This window comes from Stakelama marina (assembly GCF_018122655.1).
Lineage (GTDB): Bacteria > Pseudomonadota > Alphaproteobacteria > Sphingomonadales > Sphingomonadaceae > Sphingomonas > Sphingomonas marina.
The window spans coordinates 172,006-196,771 of record NZ_JAGRQC010000001.1; the positions used below are offsets into that span (position 1 = coordinate 172,006).

The 24,766-nt window shown below is 62.1% G+C and carries 20 protein-coding genes; 8 read left to right on the top strand and 12 right to left on the bottom strand.

Annotation, left to right across the window (positions count from 1 at the left end; all coding sequences use genetic code 11):
* Positions 1-31: 31 nt before the first annotated feature.
* Together J7S20_RS00785 and J7S20_RS00790 are read right to left on the bottom strand one after the other, a co-directional pair.
* A complete protein-coding gene (locus J7S20_RS00785; RefSeq protein ID WP_284052330.1) occupies positions 32-3,067 on the bottom strand; it encodes a TonB-dependent receptor in 3,036 nt (1,011 codons plus the stop codon).
* Positions 3,068-3,261: 194 nt separating this feature from the next.
* Complete coding sequence (locus tag J7S20_RS00790; RefSeq protein WP_284052331.1) at positions 3,262-4,245, bottom strand: LacI family DNA-binding transcriptional regulator; 984 nt, start codon at positions 4,243-4,245, stop codon at positions 3,262-3,264.
* Positions 4,246-4,430: 185 nt separating this feature from the next.
* Between J7S20_RS00790 and J7S20_RS00795 the strand changes: the two genes are divergently transcribed.
* Entirely contained in the window at positions 4,431-6,728 is a 2,298-nt protein-coding gene (locus tag J7S20_RS00795; RefSeq protein WP_284052332.1) for a glycoside hydrolase family 3 N-terminal domain-containing protein, read from the top strand.
* 4 nt (positions 6,729-6,732) lie between these two features.
* On the opposite strand, the gene J7S20_RS00800 is transcribed toward J7S20_RS00795, so the two are convergent.
* Complete coding sequence (locus J7S20_RS00800) at positions 6,733-8,100, bottom strand: MFS transporter (RefSeq protein WP_284052333.1); 1,368 nt, start codon at positions 8,098-8,100, stop codon at positions 6,733-6,735.
* Positions 8,101-8,296: 196 nt separating this feature from the next.
* Between J7S20_RS00800 and J7S20_RS00805 the strand changes: the two genes are divergently transcribed.
* Both J7S20_RS00805 and J7S20_RS00810 read left to right on the top strand, forming a co-directional pair.
* Complete coding sequence (locus J7S20_RS00805; RefSeq protein WP_284053367.1) at positions 8,297-10,747, top strand: DegT/DnrJ/EryC1/StrS family aminotransferase; 2,451 nt, start codon at positions 8,297-8,299, stop codon at positions 10,745-10,747.
* Complete coding sequence (locus J7S20_RS00810) at positions 10,744-11,787, top strand: glycosyltransferase family 2 protein (protein ID WP_284052334.1); 1,044 nt, start codon at positions 10,744-10,746, stop codon at positions 11,785-11,787. The genes J7S20_RS00805 and J7S20_RS00810 overlap by 4 nt, the downstream gene beginning before the upstream one ends.
* Positions 11,788-11,814: 27 nt before the next feature.
* Here J7S20_RS00810 and J7S20_RS00815 read toward each other — a convergent pair whose 3' ends face one another.
* From J7S20_RS00815 to J7S20_RS00835, 5 genes are all read right to left on the bottom strand, one after another.
* On the bottom strand, positions 11,815-12,612 hold the full coding sequence (locus J7S20_RS00815) for a TlpA disulfide reductase family protein (protein WP_284052335.1): 798 nt from the start codon (positions 12,610-12,612) through the stop codon (positions 11,815-11,817).
* An 82-nt stretch (positions 12,613-12,694) separates the two neighbouring features.
* The gene (locus tag J7S20_RS00820; protein ID WP_284052336.1) at positions 12,695-12,925 is read right to left on the bottom strand and encodes a hypothetical protein; all 231 of its coding nucleotides are present in this window, start codon (positions 12,923-12,925) and stop codon (positions 12,695-12,697) included.
* Between the two features lie 167 nt (positions 12,926-13,092).
* A complete protein-coding gene (locus tag J7S20_RS00825) occupies positions 13,093-13,749 on the bottom strand; it encodes a hypothetical protein (protein ID WP_284052337.1) in 657 nt (218 codons plus the stop codon).
* A gap of 66 nt (positions 13,750-13,815) precedes the next feature.
* Positions 13,816-13,995 carry a hypothetical protein gene (locus J7S20_RS00830; protein WP_284052338.1) on the bottom strand — a complete coding sequence of 60 codons (180 nt, stop codon included), beginning with the start codon at positions 13,993-13,995 and terminating at the stop codon, positions 13,816-13,818.
* 14 nt (positions 13,996-14,009) lie between these two features.
* The gene (locus J7S20_RS00835; protein ID WP_284052339.1) at positions 14,010-14,771 is read right to left on the bottom strand and encodes an SDR family NAD(P)-dependent oxidoreductase; all 762 of its coding nucleotides are present in this window, start codon (positions 14,769-14,771) and stop codon (positions 14,010-14,012) included.
* 254 nt (positions 14,772-15,025) lie between these two features.
* Between J7S20_RS00835 and J7S20_RS00840 the strand changes: the two genes are divergently transcribed.
* Entirely contained in the window at positions 15,026-15,787 is a 762-nt protein-coding gene (locus J7S20_RS00840) for a VIT1/CCC1 transporter family protein (RefSeq protein WP_284052340.1), read from the top strand.
* 19 nt (positions 15,788-15,806) lie between these two features.
* On the opposite strand, the gene J7S20_RS00845 is transcribed toward J7S20_RS00840, so the two are convergent.
* A complete protein-coding gene (locus J7S20_RS00845) occupies positions 15,807-16,514 on the bottom strand; it encodes a universal stress protein (RefSeq protein ID WP_284052341.1) in 708 nt (235 codons plus the stop codon).
* Between the two features lie 19 nt (positions 16,515-16,533).
* Complete coding sequence (locus tag J7S20_RS00850) at positions 16,534-17,799, bottom strand: glycosyltransferase family 4 protein (protein WP_284052342.1); 1,266 nt, start codon at positions 17,797-17,799, stop codon at positions 16,534-16,536.
* A 473-nt stretch (positions 17,800-18,272) separates the two neighbouring features.
* Here J7S20_RS00850 and J7S20_RS00855 point away from each other — a divergent pair, with 473 nt between their 5' ends.
* From J7S20_RS00855 to J7S20_RS00870, 4 genes are all read left to right on the top strand, one after another.
* The gene (locus J7S20_RS00855; protein ID WP_284052343.1) at positions 18,273-18,665 is read left to right on the top strand and encodes a hypothetical protein; all 393 of its coding nucleotides are present in this window, start codon (positions 18,273-18,275) and stop codon (positions 18,663-18,665) included.
* Positions 18,662-18,937, top strand: coding sequence for a hypothetical protein (locus J7S20_RS00860; RefSeq protein WP_284052344.1), 276 nt, complete (start codon positions 18,662-18,664; stop codon positions 18,935-18,937). Before J7S20_RS00855 ends, J7S20_RS00860 begins: the two co-directional genes overlap by 4 nt.
* A gap of 167 nt (positions 18,938-19,104) precedes the next feature.
* Complete coding sequence (locus J7S20_RS00865) at positions 19,105-19,713, top strand: hypothetical protein (protein WP_284052345.1); 609 nt, start codon at positions 19,105-19,107, stop codon at positions 19,711-19,713.
* A complete protein-coding gene (locus J7S20_RS00870) occupies positions 19,710-20,531 on the top strand; it encodes a hypothetical protein (protein ID WP_284052346.1) in 822 nt (273 codons plus the stop codon). Before J7S20_RS00865 ends, J7S20_RS00870 begins: the two co-directional genes overlap by 4 nt.
* A gap of 108 nt (positions 20,532-20,639) precedes the next feature.
* On the opposite strand, the gene J7S20_RS00875 is transcribed toward J7S20_RS00870, so the two are convergent.
* Together J7S20_RS00875 and J7S20_RS00880 are read right to left on the bottom strand one after the other, a co-directional pair.
* A complete protein-coding gene (locus J7S20_RS00875) occupies positions 20,640-23,228 on the bottom strand; it encodes a DEAD/DEAH box helicase (RefSeq protein ID WP_284052347.1) in 2,589 nt (862 codons plus the stop codon).
* Entirely contained in the window at positions 23,228-24,751 is a 1,524-nt protein-coding gene (locus tag J7S20_RS00880) for a site-specific DNA-methyltransferase (RefSeq protein WP_284052348.1), read from the bottom strand. Before J7S20_RS00880 ends, J7S20_RS00875 begins: the two co-directional genes overlap by 1 nt.
* Between the last annotated feature and the right edge of the window lie 15 nt (positions 24,752-24,766).

The window sequence follows — 24,766 nt, forward strand, 5'->3', positions numbered from 1 at the left end:
ACCACATGGCCGCCCCGCCGTCAGAGGTGGGTCAGAACTTCAGGCTTGCAGAAAGCTTGAAGGTCCGGGGAGGATTCCCACCAATCGAAAGGTTGGATATTTGGCGGAACGTGTCCGCATTATTGGTATTGGTGCCGTAGCTGGTGTAGTTCGCGGTATTGAAGACGTTGAGAACGTCGGCCCGGAACTGGATCGCAGCGCCATTGTACAGGAAGCCGAGCGGGATCGACTTGCTGACCGCCAGATCGACCTGGCGATAGGCCCACAGGTCACCCAGGATGAACGACCGCTTGTTGTCGGCTTCGACCGTATTGAAGTGACGGTTCGTGTTGTCCGTACCGGTGACATAGGAAATATACGGCGGCGAGCGGAGCTGGATCTTCGTCGACAGGGTAAAGCCCCACGGAATGTCCGCGCTGGCGGCGGCCACGATCCGATGCTTCACCACGCCTGCCGAAGGCAGCCACGAATAATAGTCGAGATTGGGGTAGTCGAGCGCATAGACCTGCCCGAACTGCCGGTTTTCCGTCGCGTCGGTATAGGTGTAGGTGAAGTTGAGGCTCCACGGCGACGAACGCGTATAGTCCTTGGTCAGCTTCAGATACGCCGAATCCGAGCGGGTTTCGACGCCGTTGGTCCCAAGGATGATGCTGCCGTAACCGCTGGGTGCGAAACCCCATGGCGGACCCCAGATTTCGCCCGGAGCGAAGAAGGCGCCGTTCGTCCGGCGATTGCCGAGCAGGAACGCGAAGCCGTCATGGCTGGCGATGTGGGTGAAGCCGATTTCCGGACGGATCAGTCCGACGCGACCGCGAAGCCCGATGCTGAACTGGTCCGAATAGGGCATCTTCAGATCGTTGTTGTTGAAACGCAGCTCTCGGCCACCGCCGGTGGTGCTGGTCGCAAGCTGGTCGCGGCCGGCCTGGGTCAGGTAAGCAGGGTCCCAGGGGATGCAGTTGGCGCCGGTGCAGCTGTGGTTCGGGTCGCCCGTGTCGAAGTTGAAGGTAAGCGTGCGGAACGAACCTGCCGTCGCTTCGAGCTGGATGAAGTCGAACTGGTTGCGGTCGAACGAGCGGCCATACCCGCCGAACGCCGTCAGATCGTACTTGCCGCCGAAATCATAGGAGAAGCCAAGCCGCGGCTGGAACGCGCCCTTGAACGGATGACGGTTGTGGCCGTTCGAGATATAGTCGTTGATATTGTAGGTCGCGTTGCCCTGATACAGGTTCGGATAATTGGCCTGCGACACAGCGTCGACCGCGTCCTGCGGCGTGACGAAGTTCAGATAGGACGGCGTTTCCTCATAATCCCAGCGAACGCCTAGGTTCAGCGTCAACCGGTCGGTCATCTGCCAGTCGTCCTGGATATACATGCCGAGCTGGAAATTCTTCGACTTGATTGCGCCGTTTCCGACTCCCTGAACCGGAACGCCGAACGTTACCCGATAGGGAACGGAGTCATTGAACCCACCGGCCGGATATTGGGTGTCGTAATAATATTGGGCGTTCAGGTTGTTCTGCTGAAGCGCGTTGAGCGTTACCCATTTCGCCTTCACGCCCATCTTGATCGCGTGACGCGCAAGGCCGGTATAGGTGAAGTCATCCTGCACCCCCCAGCCTTTCTGGCCCTTGTCCTGATAGTTGCCGCTGCCGCCTACCGCGAGGATGGTCTGGTTGTCCGCCGACTGGAAAACATAACCATTTTCGAAGACATGCGGCGTCGGCTTCCACGCCGAATATTCATACGTCGCCTTGAAATCGTTGGTCCAGTTGTCGTTGGTCCGCTGATAGTGGAATAGCAGGCGCGTTTCGTTGTTGTTGATGTCGGTCAGGCGTGAGCGGGCGTTGGTGCCGCCGAAACCGTCCTCACCGACTTCGCGGCGCACCTTGGCGCTGATCTCGAACAGGTCGCGATCGGTCGGCGAGAAATCGATCTTGCCGAAATACAGGTCCTCGTTGAACGTCCGGCTGAAGCTGCCGAAATTATCCTGATACTGCGTCGGAAGATCCGAGGGCGACAGGCCGAAGCCGGGAATGACATCGGTCGGAATCTGCTGACGCTTGCCTTCATACGTGACGAAGAAGTGCATCACATCCTTGATGATCGGACCGCCCAAGCTCGCGCCGAACTGGAAATCGCGCGTCTTCGTCTTGTCGTCGCCATTCGCCTTTTCGAGCGGCGTCTTGGCGCGAAGATCCTGATTGGTGAAATCGACGAACGCCCCGCCATGGAATTTATTGGTGCCCGACTTGGTAACCGCGGTGATTGCGACCGAGCTCACCTGATCGAATTCCGCCTTATAGTTCGAGCTGATGACGCGGTACTCGCCGATCGCCGACTGCGGGAACGGGTTGCCCTGGCTAGAATCCTGGCCGGTGATGCCGTTTTTCAGGACATAGTCCTTCTGACCGACGCCATCGATGAACACGTTCACCGTGCGGCTGTCCTGCGCGCCGCCCTGGATGCTGACATTGCCGTTGCTGCCGGTGTTGACCTGAACGCCAGGAGCAAGGTCGGCGAACGACAGGAAGTTGCGGCTGTTCTGCGGCAGCGTCTGGATCAGGCGCGTGGAAATCGTCGCGCCGACTTCGCCGCCTTCCAGATTCTGGATGCGGCTGCCGGTTACGATGATTTCGTTACCCGAACCGGTAGCGGCAGCCTGTTCACCGCCCGTCGTCTCGCCGGTCGCAGCGCCGGATGCCGCTGTCGATCCCGTCGGCTGCAGATCGAAATCGAGCTGCGCATTCTGCGCGACGGCAAGTTTGAACTGGTCGGTATTGCGCACGCCGTTCGGCGTCTGGACCTCAAGGCGATAGGTACCCGGAGGAAGCGACGCAAAGATGTAGGTGCCATCCGCCATTACCGGGCTGGTGCGGCGATAGCCGGTGTTGACCTCGATCGCGGTGATCTGGCTGGCGCCACCGGGCTGACCGCCATCGGTGACGGTGCCGCGAAGCGACGCCTGCGCCTGTTGCGCATGTGCCGGCGCAACCGCGATCGCGGACACGGCGGTACCGACCATCAGCGCGGCGGCGAGTTGAACCATTCGCCCTTTGGCGGGCTTCATCGTCTTAATCCTGGATACTTGCATGATACTTCCCTTTGGACCCTGGCGTTCGCCGGAAATCCGGTCGCGCGCAGTTGTTGTTTTTCCTTTGCGGCCAAGCGCTTCAGCGGTTGCGAGCAATGCTCGGCTTGCGGTGCCCCTGGGCATCGGTTTCCTCCTTACGCATGTACGTTTCCGGCCGGTTCACCCGGCTCTCAGCTTGTCGTCTGCCGGACGATCAGTTCGGGGCGCAGACACTCCACCTCGCTGTCGTCCCGGCCGTCGATCATGTCGGCGAGGCGTGCGAGCGCGCGTGCGCCGATATCCGCGATATTCACCCGCATCGTCGTGAGCCCCGGCGAGATCAGCCGCGCGAGCGGAACATCGTCGAACCCCGCCACGGCGATCTGTTGCGGCACGCCTATTCCGGCATCGCGAAAGGCAACCATCGCTCCGATCGCCATCATGTCGTTTGCCGCGAAAACGGCGTCAGTCGGCTTCTGGTCCTCGATGATCGCAGCGGCCGCTTCCGCGCCGCCCGTCTCGGTGAAGTTGCCGCAGATCACGCGTGGTTCGAGACCTGCTTTGCGCATGGCCTCGCGATAGCCGCGCTCACGCTCATCGGCCTCGCGGTTGCCGGCAGAGCCCGACAAATGGACGATGTTGCGCCGTCCGGTTTCGACCAGATGCGCCACCATCTCGGCGGCGGCGGCGAAATTGTCGACGCGCAGTTCGGCGCGGCCTTGGGCATCGCCATGGCAGTTGATGAAGACGGCCGGAAGCGTCGCCGGCATGTGCTGGAGCAGCGTGTCGGTGTCGATGTCGGGCGCCATGACGATCAGCCCATCGACGCGGCCGCGCATGGTGCGCAGCGCCTCGGCAGCCTGATCGGGGTTGGCGTGCATGTTCGACAGCAGCAGTTGCAGCCCGCGTCCCGACGCTTCGCGGTCCATCCCGCGCACGACTTCGGAAAAGAACTCGCCGTGCAGATCGGGCAGCATCACGCCGATCGCGTGCGCACGCGCCATCGAAAGGCTGCGCGCGCCGGCATGGGGGAAGTATCCGAGTTCGCGCGCAGCCGTCTCGACCCGCTCTTTAAGCTCGGAACGGACATTGGTGTGACCGTTCAGGGCACGCGACACCGAAGCGACGGATACCTCCGCCTTCTTCGCCACGTCGCGTATCGTGGCTTGCGCCATCCTTTCGACTTCCTCCCAGCTCGACACGTTCACGTGCTCTGTTCGGACCCGCGGTGTCCGCGAGTCTTCGTCCTTGATGTAACCGGTTACAAGATTATACATTCGCCCGCAAGACAATCATTCTGCTACCAGCGCGACGCGTTCTTGGCGGTCGGTACGACCGGTAGTTTTTTAGGGAGGAATCGATGGCCGAACAGCGTATTACGCGCCGCGCAGCACTGATGGGAGCAGGCGCGATCGCCGCGTGGAGCGCCAGTCCGGCGCGCGCTTTGATGCGGACGATGGGCGCTGAAAAGCTCGCGCTGCCCGGTGATATCGAATCACTGATCGGCCGGATGACCGTCACCGAAAAGGCGGGCCAGTTGACCATCATGGCGGCAGCATGGGCCGGCGGTGCGGCGACTGCGCTCAACCCGCCGAGTGCCGGAGGATCGTTCGACGATCAGCTCGACCAGGTTCGCAAGGGGCGCCTGACCGGCGTCTTCAATGGCAACGGCGCCGAAATGGCGCGGCGCATGCAGACCGTCGCGATGCGCGAGGCGCGGATCAAGGTGCCGCTGATCTTTGCCGCCGACGTGATCCACGGTTTTCGCACCGTCTTTCCGGTGCCGCTCGGCGAGGCGGCGAGCTTCGATCCCGATCTCGCCGAACGCACTGCGCGCGCGGCCGGCGAAGAGGCCGCCGCGGCCGGCATCGACTGGACCTTCGCGCCGATGGTGGACATCGCGCGCGATGCGCGCTGGGGGCGCGGTGTCGAGGGCGCGGGCGAGGATGTTCTCCTCGGTGAGCGTATGGCCGCGGCACGCGTGCGCGGGTTCCAGGGCAAGGCGCTGACCGACAACAATGCGGTGCTTTCCTGCGCGAAGCATTTCGCTGGCTATGGCGCGGCAGAAGCCGGGCTCGACTATAACACGGTCGATATTTCGGAACGCACGCTGCGCGATGTCTATTTCCCGCCGTTTGAAGCCGCGTTCGATGCCGGATCGCTGTCGACCATGGCAGCTTTCAACGAAATTGCCGGGATTCCCGCGACCGCCAATAAATGGTTGCTGACCGACGTGTTGCGCGACGAATGGGGTTTTCCCGGCTTCGTCGTTTCCGATTATACCGGCGACGAGGAGCTGATCGCGCATGGTTTCGCCGCCGATGCCCGTCAGGCCACGAAGCTCGCCTTCATGGCGGGCGTCGATATGAGCATGCAGAGCGGTTTCTATATCGAGCATCTGCCCGATCTCGTGAATTCGGGCGAGGTGCCGATGGCGCGGCTCGACCAGGCGGTGCGCCGCGTGCTGGCGGTGAAGGCGCGGCTCGGGCTGTTCGACGAACCGTTCCGCCGGATCGAACCACGCCGCGAAAAGACATGGGTTCGCACGCCCGAAAAGCTCGCGCTGGCACGCGAATCCGGACGCAAGTCGATCGTCATGCTGAAAAATGACGGTGATCTGCTGCCGCTTCCCGCCAAGGGGAAAAAGATCGCGTTGATCGGGCCGTTCGCGTCGGGCCAGCACGATCTGATCGGGCCGTGGTGCGTCTATGGATCGAACGACCAGGCGGTCGATCTCGCCACCGGCGTGAGGGCCGCTGTCGCTGACCCCTCGATGGTCAGCGTGACGCAAGGGTCCAATGTCGAAAAGCCGGTTGATGGCGGGATCGAAGCCGCCATCGCCGCCGCCAATGCCGCCGATATCGTCGTGCTGGCGATCGGTGAATCGCAGAATATGTCGGGTGAGGCGCAGTCGCGGACAGCAGTCGTGGTACCCGAGCCGCAACAGGCGCTGGCAGAGGCGGTGGCGAAGACGGGCAAACCGGTCGTCGTGCTGCTCAAGAACGGGCGCGGCCTGGCGCTCCAGGGCGCGGTACTCGACGCGCCAGCGATCCTCGTGACTTGGTTCCTCGGCTCAGAAACCGGCCCTGCGATCGCCGATATCCTGTTCGGCAAGGAAGGGCCGTCGGGCCGACTGCCGATCAGCTTTCCGCAGGCGTCGGGGCAAGAACCCTATTATTACGCGCATAAATCGACCGGTCGTCCGAACCCGGAAGGGCCGCTGCAACCGTATAAGGCGCATTATCGCGGTATCTCGAACGAAGCGCGTTTCGCATTCGGTCACGGGCTGACTTACGGCGATATCGCATATTCGGGCCTGTCGCTGGGTGACGCGAAGCTGCCGTGGAATGGCGCGTTGACGGTGCAGGCAACGGTGACCAATCGCGGCAAGCGCGCGGCAGAAGAGGTCGTTCAGCTCTATATCCACGACCGCGCGGCGAGCATCACGCGGCCAGTGCGGCAGCTGAAGGGCTTTCAGAAGATCGCGCTTGCGCCCGGCGAATCGAAACAGGTCAGCTTCACGCTCAGACGGCATGATCTGCAGTTTATCGGGCAGGATATGAAGCCGACCGTCGAACCCGGCGCATTCGATGTCTGGGTCGCGCCTTCGGCACAGGCCGACGGCGTCTCCGGCTCGTTCGACCTCGTCTCCGCCTGATCGTTCAGCCGACCTCGCGCGAGCGGGCGAGGTCGGCGACGATTGCCGCATGCGTGCCGCGGCGCAGCGGGTTGGCGATCATCACCAGCGCGGAGAGAATAAAGCCGATCGCCGGGATGAGGAGCATCGACCAGCGCATCCCGGCGAGCGTTTCCGCCGTCTGATCGGCATGCGCGACATAGCCGACGGCGGAATAGATCAGCCCCATCAGCCCGGCGGCGAGGCCCAGCGCCAGTTTCTGGATCAGCGCGGCCACGCCGAACGCCATCGCCTCGACACGAACGCCCTGGCGATGCTCGCCATATTCTACCGTATCGGGCAGGATCGCCCAGAAGGCGAAGTTGACGCCGACCACACCGGCCTGCATCGCGACGAGGAATGCCTGGGTGGCGATCGCGCCGCCGCCGCGAAGCGCGGTGTACGCACCGATCGCCGACAGCGCCACGGCGGTGCTCACGAACCAGATCGCACGCGTGCCGATGCGCCGCTCGACGACCATCCATAGCGGGACGAACGCGGTTCCTGCGACCGCCATCAGTGCCAGAGCGGCCGACCCCGCTGCGGTGTCGCCGATCGAATAGGTGAAATAATAGAGCACCGATTTGGTCAGGATCGTTACCCCGATGACGATTGCGACCATCGCGAGATTCAGCGTCACGAAGGCGCGGTTGCGCAGCAGCACCCTGGCGCAGACGGCGAGCGAGTGGCGCGTCTGCGTTGTCGCTACGGGGAGCCGCTCGGGCGTTTTCGCAGCCACCATGAGCAGGATCGCCGTCGCAGCCAGTGCGAATATTATGGCTGCCGTCAGAAAGCTCCCTGTGCTTTCCGACGCCTGTCCGAACAGCAGGCCGATACGCGGTGTGAATAGCGCGACCGCACCGGCCGCCGCCGTGCCGAACAGCATCCGCAGTCCCGATATCGTCGCGCGGTCGCGGCTGTTGTCGCTGATCCGCGTGGTGAGCGCCGAATAGGGCACGTTGACCGTGGCATAGAGCGTCCGAAACAGGAAATGGACGGCGAGCGCGAACACGGTCAACGCGGCCAGACCGAAGGGCGGCGCAAAATAGAGCAGGATGAAGGCGAGGCCGAGCGGCACCGCGCCGCGCCCGACGAAGCGGCGATAGCCCCCCTGCGCGCCCGACCTTTCGGCACGCAGGCCCACGGCGAGATCGGCGAGCCCGTCCCAGAAAGAGCCGATCATATAGACGAGCCCGGCCGTCGCGGCGGGCAGGCCAAGCGTTTCGGTATAGAAAAAGAACAGGTAGAAGATCAGGCTCTGCCAATAGAGATTGCAGGCGAAATCGCCCGACGCGAATAGCGTCAGCCGGCCCCAGCCGAGCCGATTGCTCTCCTGAACCTTGTCAGCATCCATGCACCATCCCTGCCTCAGCCATCGCCTGTCCGCCAGCGGCAAATATCTGCGCTGCGTTCACGCTTTGTAATCAGTCTCATGGCAAGACGATGCCGGGGAATTGAACGGGCCTTGCCCGTCAAACGGGGGAATGGTGAGGACGTTGACGCAGCAAAGAATAGCCTTGATCGCGCCCAGACCGGCGAAATTGAGCGAGATGCCCGATGCGCTTGCGGCAATCGAGGAATCGGGCGTCTACAGTAATGGCGGTCCGGTCGTCTCAGCCTTCGAACGCGAGATTGTCGAGCGTCTGTACGACGGACGCGGTGCTGCGCTCGCTGTGGCCAATGCGACGGTCGGACTGATGATCGCGATACGCCAGGCGGCGGGCCGCAACTGGCGCGGCGAACGCTTTGCGATGATGCCGAGCTTTACCTTTGCCGCCACCGCGCACGCCGCCGAATGGGCGGGGCTGACGCCACTGCTGATCGATTCCGATCCCGACGACTGGGCGGCGAGCGCCGCTGCGGAAGAGGATGCCTTGCGCCGCTATGGCGACCGGATCGCGGTGGTCGTGCCCTATGCGACGTTCGGCAATTGTATCGACCTCGACCGGTACCGGGTGATGGCCGAGCGCCATGCGATTGGCGTGGTGGTCGATGCGGCGGCTTCGCTCGGTGCGCTCGATGTCGATGGGCTGGGATTCGGTGCGGGCGCGCCCTTCGCTACCATATTCTCGATGCACGCGACCAAGACGTTCGCCACGGCTGAGGGCGGGCTGATCTATTGCGGCGATGCCGACCGGGTGGCCGATCTGCGTCATATGGCGAATTTCGGATTTGGCGAGCACCGTTTGGCGACGATGCCGGGCCTGAACGCCAAGATGCCCGAAGTTCTGGGTCTGCTCGCAGCTGAGAAGCTGGCGGATTTCGACCGGGTCGCGGCTCATCGCGCGGAACTCGAAACATCGTATCGTGAACGTCTGGGCGGGTTCACCCTGCAGCGTCTCCGCGGAAAGCGACCGACGGCACAATTCCAGACGGTGTTGCTTCCGCGCGACCTCGCCGAACGACGCGACGACATCGTCGCTTTGCTCGGCGAAGCGGGGGTGGGCGCGGCACATTATTTCAGCCCGCATCTCGCACAGCAGCCCTATTTCCGCGACGAAGCAGTCGCCGAGCCGACGCCAGTGGCCGATGACATCGGCGCACGGTGCATCAGCCTGCCGCTCCACGATGCGATGTCGCGGGAAGATGTGGCGACGGTATGCGACGCGCTGGTCGCGGCGTGCGAGAAATCTGCCGCGCCGTCACGGATTCTGTCGGGCCATTTCCCGACCACGGCCCGGCGGCATCGCACGCTGGTCGTCGGCGGCGGGCCTGCGGGTATCGCGCTGCTAACGGCTGCGGCAAAGAATGGAAAGCTGGAAGATCTGGCGCGCGCGGGGCTGACGCTGGTCGAGCATGGATCGACGCTCGGTGGCGGTATGCTGGGCGAATATGCCATCAGGTCGGACAGCACGGCAGAGACCTTTCTTTCGGCGGTCAAGGACAGTCCTTATCCGTCGCTGGCGGCGCTTGCCGAGCATCCCGGCGGCGTCGATATCGCCCGCTATCGCGACGCGCTGGGTGTCCCGCTGGCCCGGACGCCGCCGTTCCTGCGGGCGCTTGGCGATCGGCTCGCGGAGATCACGGTCGAACACGGCGCTAATATCGCGATGGAAAGCGAAGTTCTTGGTGCGCAACGCGTGCGTGGCGGCGGCTGGCGCGCGCGCATTCGCGATCGCCGCGACGGCAGCGAGCGCGAATTGCTGACCGACCGGCTGGTGATCGCAACCGGCGGCTATCAATGCACGGAGAGCATCGCGGACCAGCGGATCGACGGTGTCACGCTTCGCGATCTGGCGGGCGACCGGCTGGTGCCCGGCGACGAAGCGCTGCGGCTGGGTGGAATCGAGCGGCTTCGTGAGCGGCTGAGCGATGTGCGCGCACCGAAAATCGCGGTCATCGGAGCATCGACCAGCGCGGTCGCGGCGGTCACTCTGCTCTTGAAGGCGAACCCTGCGTTCGCTCTGGGGCAAGGGGCCATCACCTTGCTTCACCGCCAGAAATTGCGACCCTTCTACCCTTCGGCAGAGGCGGCGCATGCCGATGGATTCGATGATTTCGGGCCCGACGATATCTGCCCGGTCAGCGGGTTCGTCTATCGGCTGGGCGGTTTCCGGCTCGAGGCGCGCGAGCTGGTGCTCAGGATGCTGGGGATCGGCGGGCGTGCGCCCGATCCGCGCCTTGCACTCCACCATCTGGGCGATGCCGACCCCGATGCGCGGCGGATCGTTGCCGATGCCGATATCGTCATCGGTGCGCTCGGATACCGTCCGCGCGCGCTCCCGCTGTTCGACACGCAAGGCAACCGGATCGCGCTTGCCGCCGATGCCGCCGGCCGGCCGCGACTCGTCGACCAGCGCTGCCGGGTGATCGACGCGCGTGGAAAGCCGCTGCCCGGTGCGTTCGGCATCGGACTGGCGGCAGGCTTCGTGCCCGAAGGGCAACTGGGCGGGGAGCGTAGTTTCCGCGGCAAGGCGAACGGGCTCTGGCTGTGGCAGAACGACGTCGGATTGATGATTGTCGACCAGCTCCTCGAAGAAGCGAGACGGGCCGCGGCATGACGACTTCGCCCACGGTCAGCGTCATTATGGCGGCCTATAATGGCGCGCCGCTGATCGCGGAAACGCTCGACAGCCTGCACGCGCAGACGATGAGCGATTTCGAAGTGGTGATCGTCGATGACTGTTCGTCCGACGATACCGGAGCGCTCGTCCGCGCTTATGGCGACCCCAGGCTGCGACTGATCCGTGCCGAAAGCAATGGCGGTCCCGTCGCCGCGCGCAATCGCGCCTTTGTCGAGGCGAGGGGGCGTTATGTCGCGGGGCTCGACCATGATGATCTGTGCCGGCCGGATCGGTTCGCGCGGCAGGTGGCGTTTCTGAACGATCATCCCGATACCGTCCTCGTCGCCACGGGGTCGCTGCTGCTGCAGGACGGCAAGCTGCTCCCGTCGCAGCGACCGCGCGGCGTGACGCCCGACCTGATCGACTGGATGATGCTGACACGCAATCCGCTCGTCTGGTCGTCGGTGATGTTCCGGGCGGAGGCCGCGCGACAGCTCGACCCCTTCGAACGGCCCGACCGAATCTATGTCGAGGATTACGACCTGTATCACCGGTTGCGTGCATTCGGGCGCTTCGCCGAACTCGACGAGCCGCTGACCTATTACCGGGTCCATGCCGGTGGGCTTTCGAAACGATTTACCGACATCATGCTGGAACAGGCGGGGGCGTTGCTGCGCGAAAGCCATGCGCTGTTGCTGGGACAGGCCGATGACGATGCGATCACGCGCATCATTCGGCACGTCATGGCGCGCGAACCGGTGACCGAGCCCGGCGTGCTGCTTGCGCTGTTTGCGGATATTCAGCGGCTGCGAGACGCGTTTGTCGCTCGCAACGACCTCGATGCCACGGCGCGCCGCGCGGTCGATGAGGACGTGTCGCAACTATGGTGGCGGATCAGCCGCGCCGCGGTGCGTTCGGGGTCGATGCCGCTGCACCGTGCAATGGCCACCCGGCCCGCAACCGTCCAATATGGTGCGGCGAAGTCGGGCGACCTGTTCGTATCCGAAATGATCGGCCGGATGCGGGCGCTGCGCTGAGCTGGAAGGCGCCATCGGGCAGAAACGTCAACGGCGAAGCCGGGCGATTTGATCCTCGAGCGCGGCGCGCGAAATCTCGCCGAAATGACTGGCGACGATATTGCCGTCGGCATCGATGAACAGCGTGATTGGAAACCCGCCGGCATGAACAGCCTGCGCGACCGCGCTTCGCTGATCGAGCACGACATGATCGGCGGGAATGTCGAGCCGCTTCAGGAAGGCGTCGACGCGGGGCGCATCCTCGCCCGAGTTGACCAGCAGGATGGGAACGTCCGATTTCGCTGCCGTCGCAGCGAGCATCGGCAATTCGCGCCGGCACGGCGGGCACCAGGTCGCCCACAGGTTCACGACGAAGGGCTTGCCCCGCATTGTTTCGATCGCAATCGGCGTGCCATCGGTTTGCGTCACCACGGGCATCCGTGGCAGCGGCGTGGCGCGGGGCTGCAGCATCGCGGTGGCGAGATCGAAGGCCAGGGCGACCGCGCCCAGCGTTGCGAGCGCATAGCCCAGCCCCGCACCACGGCGGATCATCGCGACGAGCACCAGCGCTGCGGCAGCGACGCCCGGCCATAGCAGGAAACCGCCCTGCCAGAATGCGATCATCGCGAACCAGTCGCCACGATAGGCGTCGAAATGCGCCGCGATATAGGCGATCCGCGCAACCACCAGTCCCGCCGCCGTCGCTGCCGACACTGGCGCACCGATATCGCGCCCCTTGCGCGCTGCCAGTCGGACGCTGAGCATGACGAATGCCGAAATGGCGAGGATCGCGAGCATTCGATCGACCGGAAAGGCGAACGGGCCGAGATGGAGGATGTCGGTCATGCCTCCGCCCTTGCGCACGCTGCCTTAATGCCCGCTTAGCGGTGCTCGCCTCGGTTGCGCCCCAGCGCGTATCGACCCGCGTTCAGCGCCACTCGCCGGGAACCCAGTACCAGCCGCGATCCGATTGCCGCCAGCGACCCGGCAGCCATCGTTTGCCGCGCGGTGGATTCCGGTCCCAATAGCCACGCGTCCAGACGAACTGCGTTCCGGTCCATGTCCAATGCCCGTCGATCCACACCGCGATGGTCGATGGTCGCGGTGGTCGCCGCATCGCGGGGCGGGCAGGCGGGGCCTCGCGGACATAGATAGCCATGGCGCCGACAGCGGGGCCACGATGCCGATATGGGCGGTCCGCGCAGCCGGCGACGACAAGGATCAGCGAACCCGCAGCCGCGATTTTCCATGTGAAAGACATTTCGCTTGGTCCCTTTGCTGTGATCAACCGCGCACGATGATTGGCCGGCCGCTGCCGCCGTGCGGTCATTCGGGTGTGTCGACCCCCATTTCGCGGGCGCGGTCGCGCATCCGGGCATGCATCTCTTCGCGAAGGCGCTCGCGCTGCTGCGCGGTCTGTGCAGCGCGCATCTGGCTATGGAACTCGGTGCGTTCGCGCTCGGTCATCAATTGCATCATCAGGTACCGGTTACGCGCCGCCGGGTTTCCAGAGGGCCCGAACGCTCCGGTCACGCCGAGTTCGCGGGCGCGTTCCTGAATCGTTGCCATGTGTTTCGCGCGGACGCGGTCACGCTCCGCTTGGCTGGTCGCGCCGCGCATTTCCTCGCGGAACCGGGCGCGCTCCGCATTTGTCAGCAGCGCGATGTCGCTCAGCCGCTCCTGCGCCGAGTCCGCAGCCAACAGACGGTCACGATCTCGGTCCCTGTCGCGATCCCTGTCCTGGTCGCCAAGAGTGTCGCGATCCCGGTCCCGATCCCGCATTCGATCCTGATCCGGAGCTCTTACGGTGTCTCGCATCCGGTCCTGCGTCTGCATCCGGTCCTGGCCGCTGATCGTCGGGGAAGGGGGTGCGGCGGGAGGGCGGGCACCTGCGTTTCCGTGTGTTTGGGCCAGGCCGCTGCCGGCGCCGAGAAGCATCGCCGAACCCGTCAATGCGGCGAGAAGCAAATCCTTGTTCATCACGTACCTCCGGAATCTATCGTGCGATCAAATGCGCCGGTCACCCCCGACGCTTGGATATTGCCCAGGTCAGCCGGGCGGTTGCCATTCGCCCGGGCTGGAGTCGGGCCAATCGCTGTCGGGCGTATCGGGTATGATTTCGGGCGGTTCGCCGGGCGGGCGCTCTGCAGGCGATGTACCGGGCGGCCGTTCGGGGGGTGCCTGCGGCTCGATGCGGTCCGGGCCGGGGGTAAGTGGTGGCTTGGGCATCGTGTCTCCTCCCGTCAGCCTGCGGTCCAGCCGCCATCGACGGGCAGCGCATGGCCGGTGACGAAGCTGGCGCGGTCGCTGCACAGCCAGAATACCGCGTCGGCAATTTCTTCGGGGTGACCGATGCGCCCGACCGGCTCGGTCGCTTCCATCGCTTCGCGGCCACCCTCGGTGGAGGACATGTACCGTTCCAGCATCGGCGTCTCGATCGCGCCGGGGCAGACGGCGTTGACGCGGATATTCTGTCGCGCATGTTCAAGCGCGGCGGTGCGCGTCAGGCCGATCACACCGTGCTTCGACGCCACATAGGCGGGAATCCCCGGCATACCGATCAAACCCGCGACCGAAGAGCAATTGACGATCACGCCGTGGCCCTGCTGCGCCATATGTTTCAGTTCGGCGCGCAGACACAGCCAAACACCGCGTAGATTCACCGCGATTATCCGGTCGAAATTATCAGCCGTGCATTCGGTCGTAGCGCCTTGTTCGCCCTCGATACCGGCATTGTTGAACGCAGCATCGATCCCGCCCAGCTCCGCCGTCACATCCTCCAACAATGCCGCGACATCGGCTTCGTCGGAAACGTCGCAGCGGAAAAAGGCGCAAGTCGCGCCATCGCGCGACAGCGCCTCGGCGGCACGTCGGCCATGTTCTTCGTCGCGGTCGACAAGCGCGACCGACCAGCCCTCGTTGTGAAACCGTTCGGCCGTGGCTTTTCCGATACCCGAACCGGCGCCGGTAATGAGGATGGTGCGTGCATCGTGCGGGTTGGTCATGTCCACCTCCTGTGCGGGAGATGATCGGTCACGGCCGAAGCGCCCGGAATCGGGATTTCTACGGACGCAATCGTCCGATCCGCAAACAACCGGATAGCGGTGCGCGCGAACCCCGCCGCATGAAGCGGTTCGATATGGCTGACATCCTCATGTTTCCGGAACGGCGCACGGACAGCCGGATCGTCTGGCCGTCATGTCCATCCGCACCGTGTCGCCGCGCATCGCGCGGTGCCGGCATCAGGGGGAGCCGCTGAATGGCGCGGGCAGCGCAGCGAGACCTTGCCGTTGAACATCGCCCCGAAAATATTCGGGACCGCCTCGCGCGGCCAAAGGGACAGAGCGCGCTGGGGGACTTCGTGCTCGGCGGCGTCGACGGCGTGGTGACGACCTTTGCCGTGATCGCCGGCAGCGCGGGCGGGCAGCTTTCGGTCGGAGCCATCCTGATCCTCGGCTTCGCCAATCTTGTCGCCGACGGGTTCAGCATGGGTGTCAGCAACTATCTGGGCACGCGCAGCCGCCAGCAGGAAGTGTCGCGCGCCCGGGCCGACGAGGTCTGGCAGCTTGACGCGAACCCTGATGGCGAACGGCGGGAGATACGGGAAATATTCGCCGCCAAGGGGCTGGAGGGAAGCGCGCTCGATCATGTCGTCGATGTCATCACCAGCGATCGCGAGATCTGGATCGACACGATGATGGCCGAGGAATTGAAGCTCAGCGAGTTTTCGGCACGGCCGCTGCGCGCAGCTTTTGCGACATTCGCGGCGTTCCTGCTCTGCGGGCTGATTCCAATGCTTCCGTTTTTCGTGGTGAATGCGCCATTCGGGTCGATGGCGCTTGCCAGCACGGCGTTTGCGGGCGCCACATTTCTGGGACTGGGTGTGGCCAAGGGCATGGTACTTGGGCTGCCGCCGCTCCGTTCGGGATTGCAAACGCTGGCGATCGGCGGCGTGGCGGCTGCGCTCGCCTATCTGACGGGGGTGCTGCTTCACCAGATGTTCGGTATCGCCGCATCCTAGGCGGTGCCGCTCGCCGGCGTCAGGAAGGATGTAAGAGCAGCGGGGTTTCGGTTATTTCGAGCATCCGCCGCGTGATCCCGCCGAAGCCGTCCTCCAGAAACCGGCCTCTGCCATAGGCGCCCATCACGATCAGCTCGGCGTCGATCTCGCGAGCGGCGTCGTGAAGCGTATCCGAAACGCGCCCGCTGCGCGGCAGCACGGCGAAATCGGCGGCGATCCCGTGCCAGCGGAGATAGTCGACCGGGTTGATCGCACCGTCGTCGTCGCGAACGCCGCCGACACTGACGATCTTAACCCCGGCGGCGTGGGCAAGCAGCGGAATAGCCGCCTTTAACGCGAGCGCCGTTGTCGGGCTCGTGTCGCTCCAGGCGATTATCGCGGTTTCGGGCAGCCGGTCGATCCGTGCGCTCGACGGCATTGCGAGTAAGGGAGCGAAGCAATGCGTGATGATGTCGGCGGTCGACGGGCCGGTCGGCCTGCTCGGTCGCCACACGCTCGGGACGATCACGAGGTCTGAGAGGGTAGTAAGCCGGGCGAGCGCCGCCGCGTCGGTATCCGACAGGGGGGCGACATCCGAAGCGGCGCCCGTCTGAGGCGGCGATCGCGACGATCCGGGAGGTTCGGCGAACATGATATGCGCGTCGAGTCCGCGAGCGAGCGCGTCTGCCGCATCGACGCGGTGGTTAAGCGCGCCATCGTCGAACAGCGGAACGAGCAGCGACTTCATACCGTCGGAGCCGGGGCGCTCAGTTCCCGAAGGCATGGAGCTCGATGTCTTGCGGGGTCGAAAGTCGCGCAGGCCGGTCGGTGCCGCTCGACGACGCGTCCATTTCAGCGACCGCGCGCCGGACCGAGCAGCGCCAGGTAAGCTCGCGTCCATGGCGATAGGATGCCTCTGCCATCGCCTCGCGGCGTTGCGGATCGATCAGCAGCCTCGTCACCACATTCGCCATCGCCTTGCTGTCGTCGAAATCGACGATCACGCCGCGATCGCGCGTCAGCAGTTCGCACGCATGGACATAGGGCGTGGACACGATCGGTTTGCCAAGCGCCGATGCGTAGGCGAGCGTGCCGGACGTTATCTGCCGCGGATTGCGATAGGGGGTGACATAGATGTCCGCCGCGGCGATCCGGTCGAGCAGCGCGTCCTCCTCAAGGAAATCATTTTCCCAGCGGACCGATCGCTCGATGCCGAGTTCGCGCGAAAGCGCCTGAAGCCTGTCGCGATATGCTTCGCCTTCGTGCGCGAGCAGATGCGGATGCGTTGCTCCCACGACGCGGTACACGGCATCGGGACAACGATCGAGAATATGGGGCATGGCGCGGAGCATCGTTTCGATGCCCTTGTCGGGGGACAGCAATCCGAAGGTCAGGATCGTCCTGCGCTCCTCCTGACCGATGCACTGACGCATGTCGGCGGGACGAACATAGACCCGATCGGGCACGCCGTGCTCGATCACGCGGATGCGATCCGGGTGCACGCCATACGCGCGCGTGAGTATCGTTTCGGCCTTGCGCGCCATGACGATGAACAGCGATGCCCGCGCTGCCAGCTGGTCCATCACCGCACGTTGCGCTTCGTCGGGCTGGTCGAGCACGCTGTGCAGCGTCACCGCAACCGGCGCGGTGACCGCATCGAGAAGTTCGATCAGATGGCTGCCGGCAGGCCCGCCGAAAATGCCGAATTCGTGCTGGACCCACACCAGGTCGGTCCCGCGCCGGTTGATGCGGTCGGCCGCATCCCGGTAGCTCGCAGGGTCATCCTGTGCGATCGTCGCGGCCACCGCGCCCGGGTAATTATAATCGCGTCCGGGTTCGTTCATGGCGTAGATGTCGACACCGATCTCTGGATGCTCGGCGCGTAACGCCTCGTGCGTATGCGCGGTAAAGGTCGCAATGCCACAGCGGCGCGGCGGAAAATTCCCGATCATCGCGATCCGGTGCAGCGAAGACGCAGCGTCGCGCGGATTCTCGGTGGCGATTGCAAAGGCGCGGGATTTCCAGTCGAGCATCTGTTCACTCCTCTACGGGAACGAACGTCGAAGCTGCTCCCTGCAGGTACCGTCTCACCGCGCTACTGTAAGAAGCTGGAGGCCGCCGCGTCATACGGGATTCTACCCGCCCGCAGGCGATGGTGCAGCGGTGCTGCCCGGGCGGTCGAACGTGGATGCTGCGATAAAGTGGTCGGGGAGAGAGGATTCTAGACCGGAATAACTCTCGTCCGCATCCACAGATTTCCGCGGTGTTTGCAGGATCGCCAACCGCTTGTGAATCGATTGAGTGTCACTGTCCAGTGCTCTTTTCTGACTCGGTAGCGCCGTCGCCTATTTCGTCGTTCTTCGGCGCATACTCGTGAACGCCTTAGTCGATTGTGACTTTGGACGAGGTAAACGGGAAAAATTACAGAAAGCGGGATCGAGAATGTAGGGGTTGGCCGCAACGATTATGGTTTTAGGCTGCGTCAGAAAATGAGGGGGGTGAGCCTGTGGGCAATCATAGCGATGCGTTCAAACATTTCGGAGTAAAACCAACCAATATCCGGTGGAGCTGGTCAGGCCGAAGTGATGATGGCAACACCGTTGCCGTGCGTCTCTGGCAGGACCGCTTTGAGGACGGGGGGCGAATTTACCGTAGTTCGAGCGACGACAAGCCTGGCGAGTGGAAGTCGCGTCCCGGCTTTGTAGAGTTGATCGGAAACCTGGCGCATGCCCGGGACCATCTCAAAGGCGTCGTGAGCGTCATCCTGCTCATCGCAAAAGATAAGGATGCAAAGCCTAGATCTATCGAGCGGAGTTCGCCTGCGCCGAACCTGAAAATGCGTGTGGCCGAGCTAGACGAGGGCGAGGGCACTTTTCTACTCGAGCGGGTTGATGGATGATGGCGAAAGACCATCCGTACATCAGCATCGTTGCCGAAAGCTTCATTCCAGCTGGCATGTCGGGGCGTCACGGCAAGGTGCATATGCGCCCAGCGCCGGGCCAAGTGTTCGGACCAGACATCGCGATCGAGTGCTCGAAAACACTCACCACGAAATATCCGGTAGGCACCCGCTTTCGGATGCGCGTGAAGCTGACCGATCGCGAAGGCGGCGGCGAGTTCTTATACAGCTACCATGGGTGGAAAGTGGACGTGCTCGGTTGCCCAGAGTGACCTGCTCGATCTCACAGCTGGCCTAACCAGGCGAAGGTCAGGAATCCGAAACCTCTGGCATTCAAGTAGCGCAATTGCATTCTTCCTACAATTATGGAAACTATGCTTCTAGTGAACAGGCGGCGCTCTCTGATTAGCACTGCGATTGGGCGATGTGGAGGGTCGTTATGTTAAAGTTCGGGCTAGAGCATCTTTACCGACTCTTACTGGTATTTAGTTCAATTTCTCTGACATTCGCGATTTTCCTCGTCAACAAAGGCGTTTCGCTTTTCAGTCTGGGCAACGCTTGGGCGCTTAAGAGTCTTCCGGGTATGCCGTTGATATGTCGGCGTCCTCCGGAAGCATTGCTGGAAGCGGCGTCTTACCTTTGCTATTTCTTGGGATGCTTCTTGCTGAGCAAGTTTGCTCTTTACGCCACGCGATGGCTATCAAAAGAACGTGTAGACGAAAGCAGTTATAAAGCCATTGAACTCACTACTGATACATTTTTACCAATATATCTGACTTACTTCTTTGTAGCGCTGAGTGCCACAAGTTATCTGTCATTCGCAATGGTTTTTGGAGTTATCCTAATATTTGTATATCGATCTGAAGGAACTTACTTTGACCCAATGTATGTGCTCAGAGGATATAAAATATATGCTGCGACATCAAGCAAGGGCGTGAAGGTAAACATTATTACCCAAAAAACCTTGAAGGGTGTTGCGGACCTTAGTTTCAATGACCTGAGAAGAATTAACGAATTTACCTTTATAGAAGTTGGAGGGGGGAAGTGAGCCAAGTTGTTGCTAGACTAAAACGAAAAAGTGTCGAAATATGCAAGGTGATGTCAGAAGAAGGAGACATCATTGCTCTACCTAACCTTGACGATAAGGTAAAGTTCGACCCTCATTATAAACCTGAGGAAGGGCAGTGGATGACGATCGGAAGCTTTTCCGATTTGCCCTATGCTATAGACTCGTTGGGTGCTGTCATCAACACAGCGGACTTTCCGCAATTAGATGTTGATAATGCTCTTGATGCAAAATTCCTGTGTATAATCCAAGGCAAATATCGACTGTATCAACGTATATTGCCTTCCCAAGTCATGAGAAAAAGGAAATGGTTGAACGCGTCGGGGCAGTTCAATCTCATTGAGGGGGAAAAGATTATATTACTAAACGACGTTCCTGACGCGATCCACGATACGTCATCCGATGATTTATACTTCAGAAACTTTGTAGCATTGAAGACTTTTTTCAGTAAAATAGAGGAACTCTATCGCGAAGCTACGGAAGAGGAAGTTGGAAAGTTCTTAAAAAACGAAGTAATGAAGACTGATCCGGACTTCACATCTGAAAAAGTTAGCAAGCCGAACAGGCAACGGATTGCCTTGGCCCAAGAAAAGCTAGGCGCATATACAAAGCAAAACGTTGAGCAACTGATTCAAGAATTTCCAGATTACGTTAAGGATGTCGAAATCAAAGATGGTTCATTTTTGATTAAAAATGATAACGATCTCAAAATGGCTATATTTTGTATAGAAGAACGGTTCTATACGACGCCTATTAGCAAAGAAAAGCGCATCGCAAACTCGATTCTGAAAATCGAGTAAACATATACTTCCTTTGTCGCCGATTTAAGAATTAGCCGAATATTGGGTTCCGTGAGGCGCATGGGAAGCGGGAGCGCCTACAGCTTGCCGGTTCTCTTAACGTTGAAATTAGCCGACTGCAGTGTCTATCTGTTGGGCAACACCGCCGCCGCGTTCTTTCTCCGCCCACAGGAAGATGAGTGATCCTTTGCTCACCTCCTGCAGTCGCGCACCTATGTTCCTCTTCTCGCGGCTATCGGCGTTGTCGGTACGGTCCGCTCCTTTGTATTCGACGATCAGTTTCCGACCATCCCGTAGCTCCGCGACGAAATCCGGATAAAAAAGGTCGGTCGAGGTCGGCAGCGAATAGGACCACGCGGTGCGGTCCACATTCCGGACCCAAAACTTGATCGCGTCGTGGTCATCGATCGCCATCGCTGCGTGAAATTCCTCACCGCCATGCTTCAGGTCACCAACCTGCGAGAATAGGTGCTTCCGCGGACGCCAGGAGCCGGAGTACGGCGTGCGCGGATCATAGCCCGCTTTCGAGAAGCTGAACCCGTTCTCGCCCAGCGCGAGCACCGGGGCGATGTCCGTCATCAACAGCTGCACACCGCGAGCACCTGCCGCGCGGCGTAGCTGCGCTATCCGCGCCTTGATCGCCCTCCGCAAAGCGAACTTCCCGCGCACCAGCTGCGGTAGCGGGATACGCTCGACGACGTCTTCGACGACCCTGCGGCAATATTCGAGAAAGATCGGCTGGGCGACGTCGCGCTGACGTGTGGTTCGGTCGAGCCAGCGAGACAGCGCTGCCACGTCCCAGTCCGTCGCATCATCCAACGCAAGCTCCGTAGCGGCATCAATACGGCTGTAGACAACCTGATCGCCTTCGATATCCATCTCGAAAGTGTCTGGCCGCTCGGTCAACGCGAAGCCGGGAAGGCCCGTGTCGACCTGGCTTAAGTCCCATCCACCGACATCGACAAGTGTTTCGGGAAATACGATCTCAAGCTGGCCGTCGCGTTCGATCGCGAGGCGCGGCAGCGTCAGCACGGCGCCGTGCTCAGCCGGCGACAGCGTCTCCGCGCGGCGCGCGATGAACGCCTCCACAGCTGTTATCGGCGTTGTCTCGGGCGTCGTGACCGCGGCCGCGACGTCGCGCAATACCTGGTCAGGTGCATCGGTGTCGAAGGTGATCGCGACGCCACCATCACCGCCATCGGCAATCCGGGTTGCGGCGACCATTTCGGGCGTCCAACCACTCTGGTCGGGCCGTTCCTGCACACGCAGCACCGGCAGTTCGGGTCGGGTGAACAACGACTGGTCCTCGCGCCACTCGAAGGTCTCGGGCTGCTCGACGATGGCTTCCAGCGCCGTACGCTCGTCGAAGCCCATATGGGTCAGTCGGTCCTTCAGTCCTTCCGCCGCCTCGAAGAAGTTGCGTTCCGACACGTGCGCATAGGCGCGGTTCAATTCTTCCGATGAACGCCGAGTTGCGAACGGCATGCGCAGCACGCGGCCCAGCAACTGCTCCACGGCGCCGCCGCTACGGATGCTGGCGAGCGAACAGAACACATAGGCGAAGGAACAGTCCCAGCCTTCCTTCAGCGCGTCGACGGTGATGACGTGCTCGATCGTGCAGGCCGGGTTGAACAGATCGATGCCGTCCAGCTCGCGCTGGTTGCCGGTCGCCACCGCAATGCGGTCTTCCGGGATGCGGCAATCTTCGATCAGGTGGCGCTTCACCACATCGACCGTCGCCTCGGCGCCCTCGCGGGCGGGCTGTGCCTGGTAAAGCGCGATCGGGCGGATGCCGCCGGCGTCTCTGGCGGCGATGCCTTCGAGCCATGCTCGGTTATCGACCGCATGCGCGATCGCCGACTGCCAGCTACCATGCTGAGAAAGGTGGATCGGCAGCTTGATCATGTCCGCCGCCTTCAGCTCGGCAGCGGTTGCCGAAACAATGACGTTGGAGCGCTTAGGGGTCGCCGTGAACTCCACTACGGCGGCGGGTGCGATCCTGCCAATCGTCTCGCCGGACAGTGTCGAAGTGAAGTTGTGTGCCTCGTCGACGATTACCAGCGGACGATGTAGCTTCATCAGGTTGGCAAAGCTGGCAATCGGCTTGCCCCTGCGGGGACCATCCTCGTGCCGCGCGACATCCGCACCATCTGGAAGTGCGGCGAAGTGAGGCTCCAGTTCCTCGTCATCAAGATACACATTGCGATCTTCGGCATTGCGCACGCGGAACGCCTGCACGGTCGATACGATCACCGTCGCCGCATCCGCCATGTCTTGCGGTCGCAGCTGGCGCCGTTCGTCGATGCCGTAGACGCGCACCGCGCCGCCGAAAGTCGCCTCGAGCGCCTGACGATAGGGATGGCCGACCTTTTCGAGCGCGCCCAGCGTTTGTTCGGCGATGGTGGTCGAGGTGACCAGCCATAACACAACCGGGAAGCGCCGGTTCAGATAGGTATCGCGCCCCACGCCGATCGCGTGCGAGGCGAGCAGCGTCTTGCCGCCGCCGGTCGGCAGGCGCAGGCAGCAATACGGTACGTCCGGCAGCCCGGCGAGCGGGCGATAAGCCGCACCATAGGCACCCGGTTCACCGATCGCGCAAGCGGCAGCATAGGCCTGGGCATGATCGCGGATCGCAGCCTGATCGAGGAAGGTGCGCAGCGCATCGAGCGCGCGCAGTTGATAATCCTTCAGTTCCATCAGCGCGCCCTCACATCATAGGGCGTCTGCTTGAACGTCACGCCCCCTTCCTTCAGCCGCGCCGCGCCCAGCTTGCTCCATTCACCATAGACCGTCATCGGCCCATCCCAGCCGCTCTCGTCGCGCAGCCGCGAGAGCAGCGGAGCTGTCAGTACGTTGCCGCCGCTGACCGAGCGGTCACCGAGAATGCCGTTGTAGAGCAGGGCATAAGCCATGCCGTCATGCATCCCTAGCATCGGCGTGTCGCCCGCGCCGGTAAACGGCGTACCCGTCTCGCTGAACCATACATGCGCGGCCAGCGTCGCGAAGGCGATGCCATCGGCGATATGCCCATCGGCGTCGAATACGGCTGCGCCAAGGCGATAGAAACGATAGCCGCCACCGCCGGTCCAGCCGACCGCCTCGGACACGCCGCCCTGTTCGCCCGCAATCACCTTATCGAGGCGAGGCTTGCAGTGCGTTTCGGCATGATCGCCCATTTCGATGCCGATCCAGCGCCTACCCATCTTGTGGGCGACGGCAGCCGTTGTGCCGGAACCGAGGAAGCTGTCGAGAACGAGGTCGCCGGGGTTCGAAGCGAGCACAAGAATACGCTCCATCAACTTCTCGGGTTTGGGTGTGCCGAATACTGGAGCATCATCAAGTAAAGACCGCACCTCGGCTTTAGCCTGCGCGTTCTGTCCAGCTTCTGAGTGGAACCACATCGACGCTGGAACCACTCCCTGCTTAACTTCGGATAGATAGCGTTTGATACGAGGAATGGACGAGCCGTCTCGACCCCACCACACGCGGCCCTCAGAATTTAGCCGATCGAAGGTTTCTTTTGAAACGCGCCAGTAGGTTCCAGAAGGCGGCATAAACGACCTCCCCTCCGGCGACGTGATTTCATAAGTGCCAGCGCCATAGAAATTTCGCGCCTGAACAGCATTAGTTGTCCAAGGCCCCCTCGGATCTGCATCCGGATTCGTATAGCTAGCATTCAATTCTTTTGATCTAGGTAAAAGATTGATTGACCAACTATCGACATCCTTCGAATATACGAGGATGTGATCATGCATTTCAGATAGGTGACGTGCAGAATTCTTAACCGTGTATATTTTCTGCCAAATTACATTTGAGATAAAGTTTCGCCGACCAAATACCTCGTCCATGATGACTTTGAGGTAGTGCCCCTCATTGTCGTCGATCGACACCCATATACTGCCATCCTCAGCGAGCAGGTCGCGCAGCATCACCAAGCGCGGATAGATCATCGCGAGCCACTGGCTGTGCTCCAGATTGTCATCGTAATGTTCGAAGGCAGAACGCGTGTTGTAGGGTGGGTCGATATAGATGCACTTCACCGCGCCCTTGTAATAGGGAAGCAGCGACTTCAGCGCGTCGAGGTTGTCGCCCTGAATAAGCATGTTGCCAGTATCCGCATCGCCCCCGTCGAGCGATGGCACCGCCTCGAGCAGCCGACACGGCACATCCGCCGCCGCGCGCACATCTTTACCGCGCGTCATCCAGTCCAGTATCGGCACTTAGCCCCCAAATAT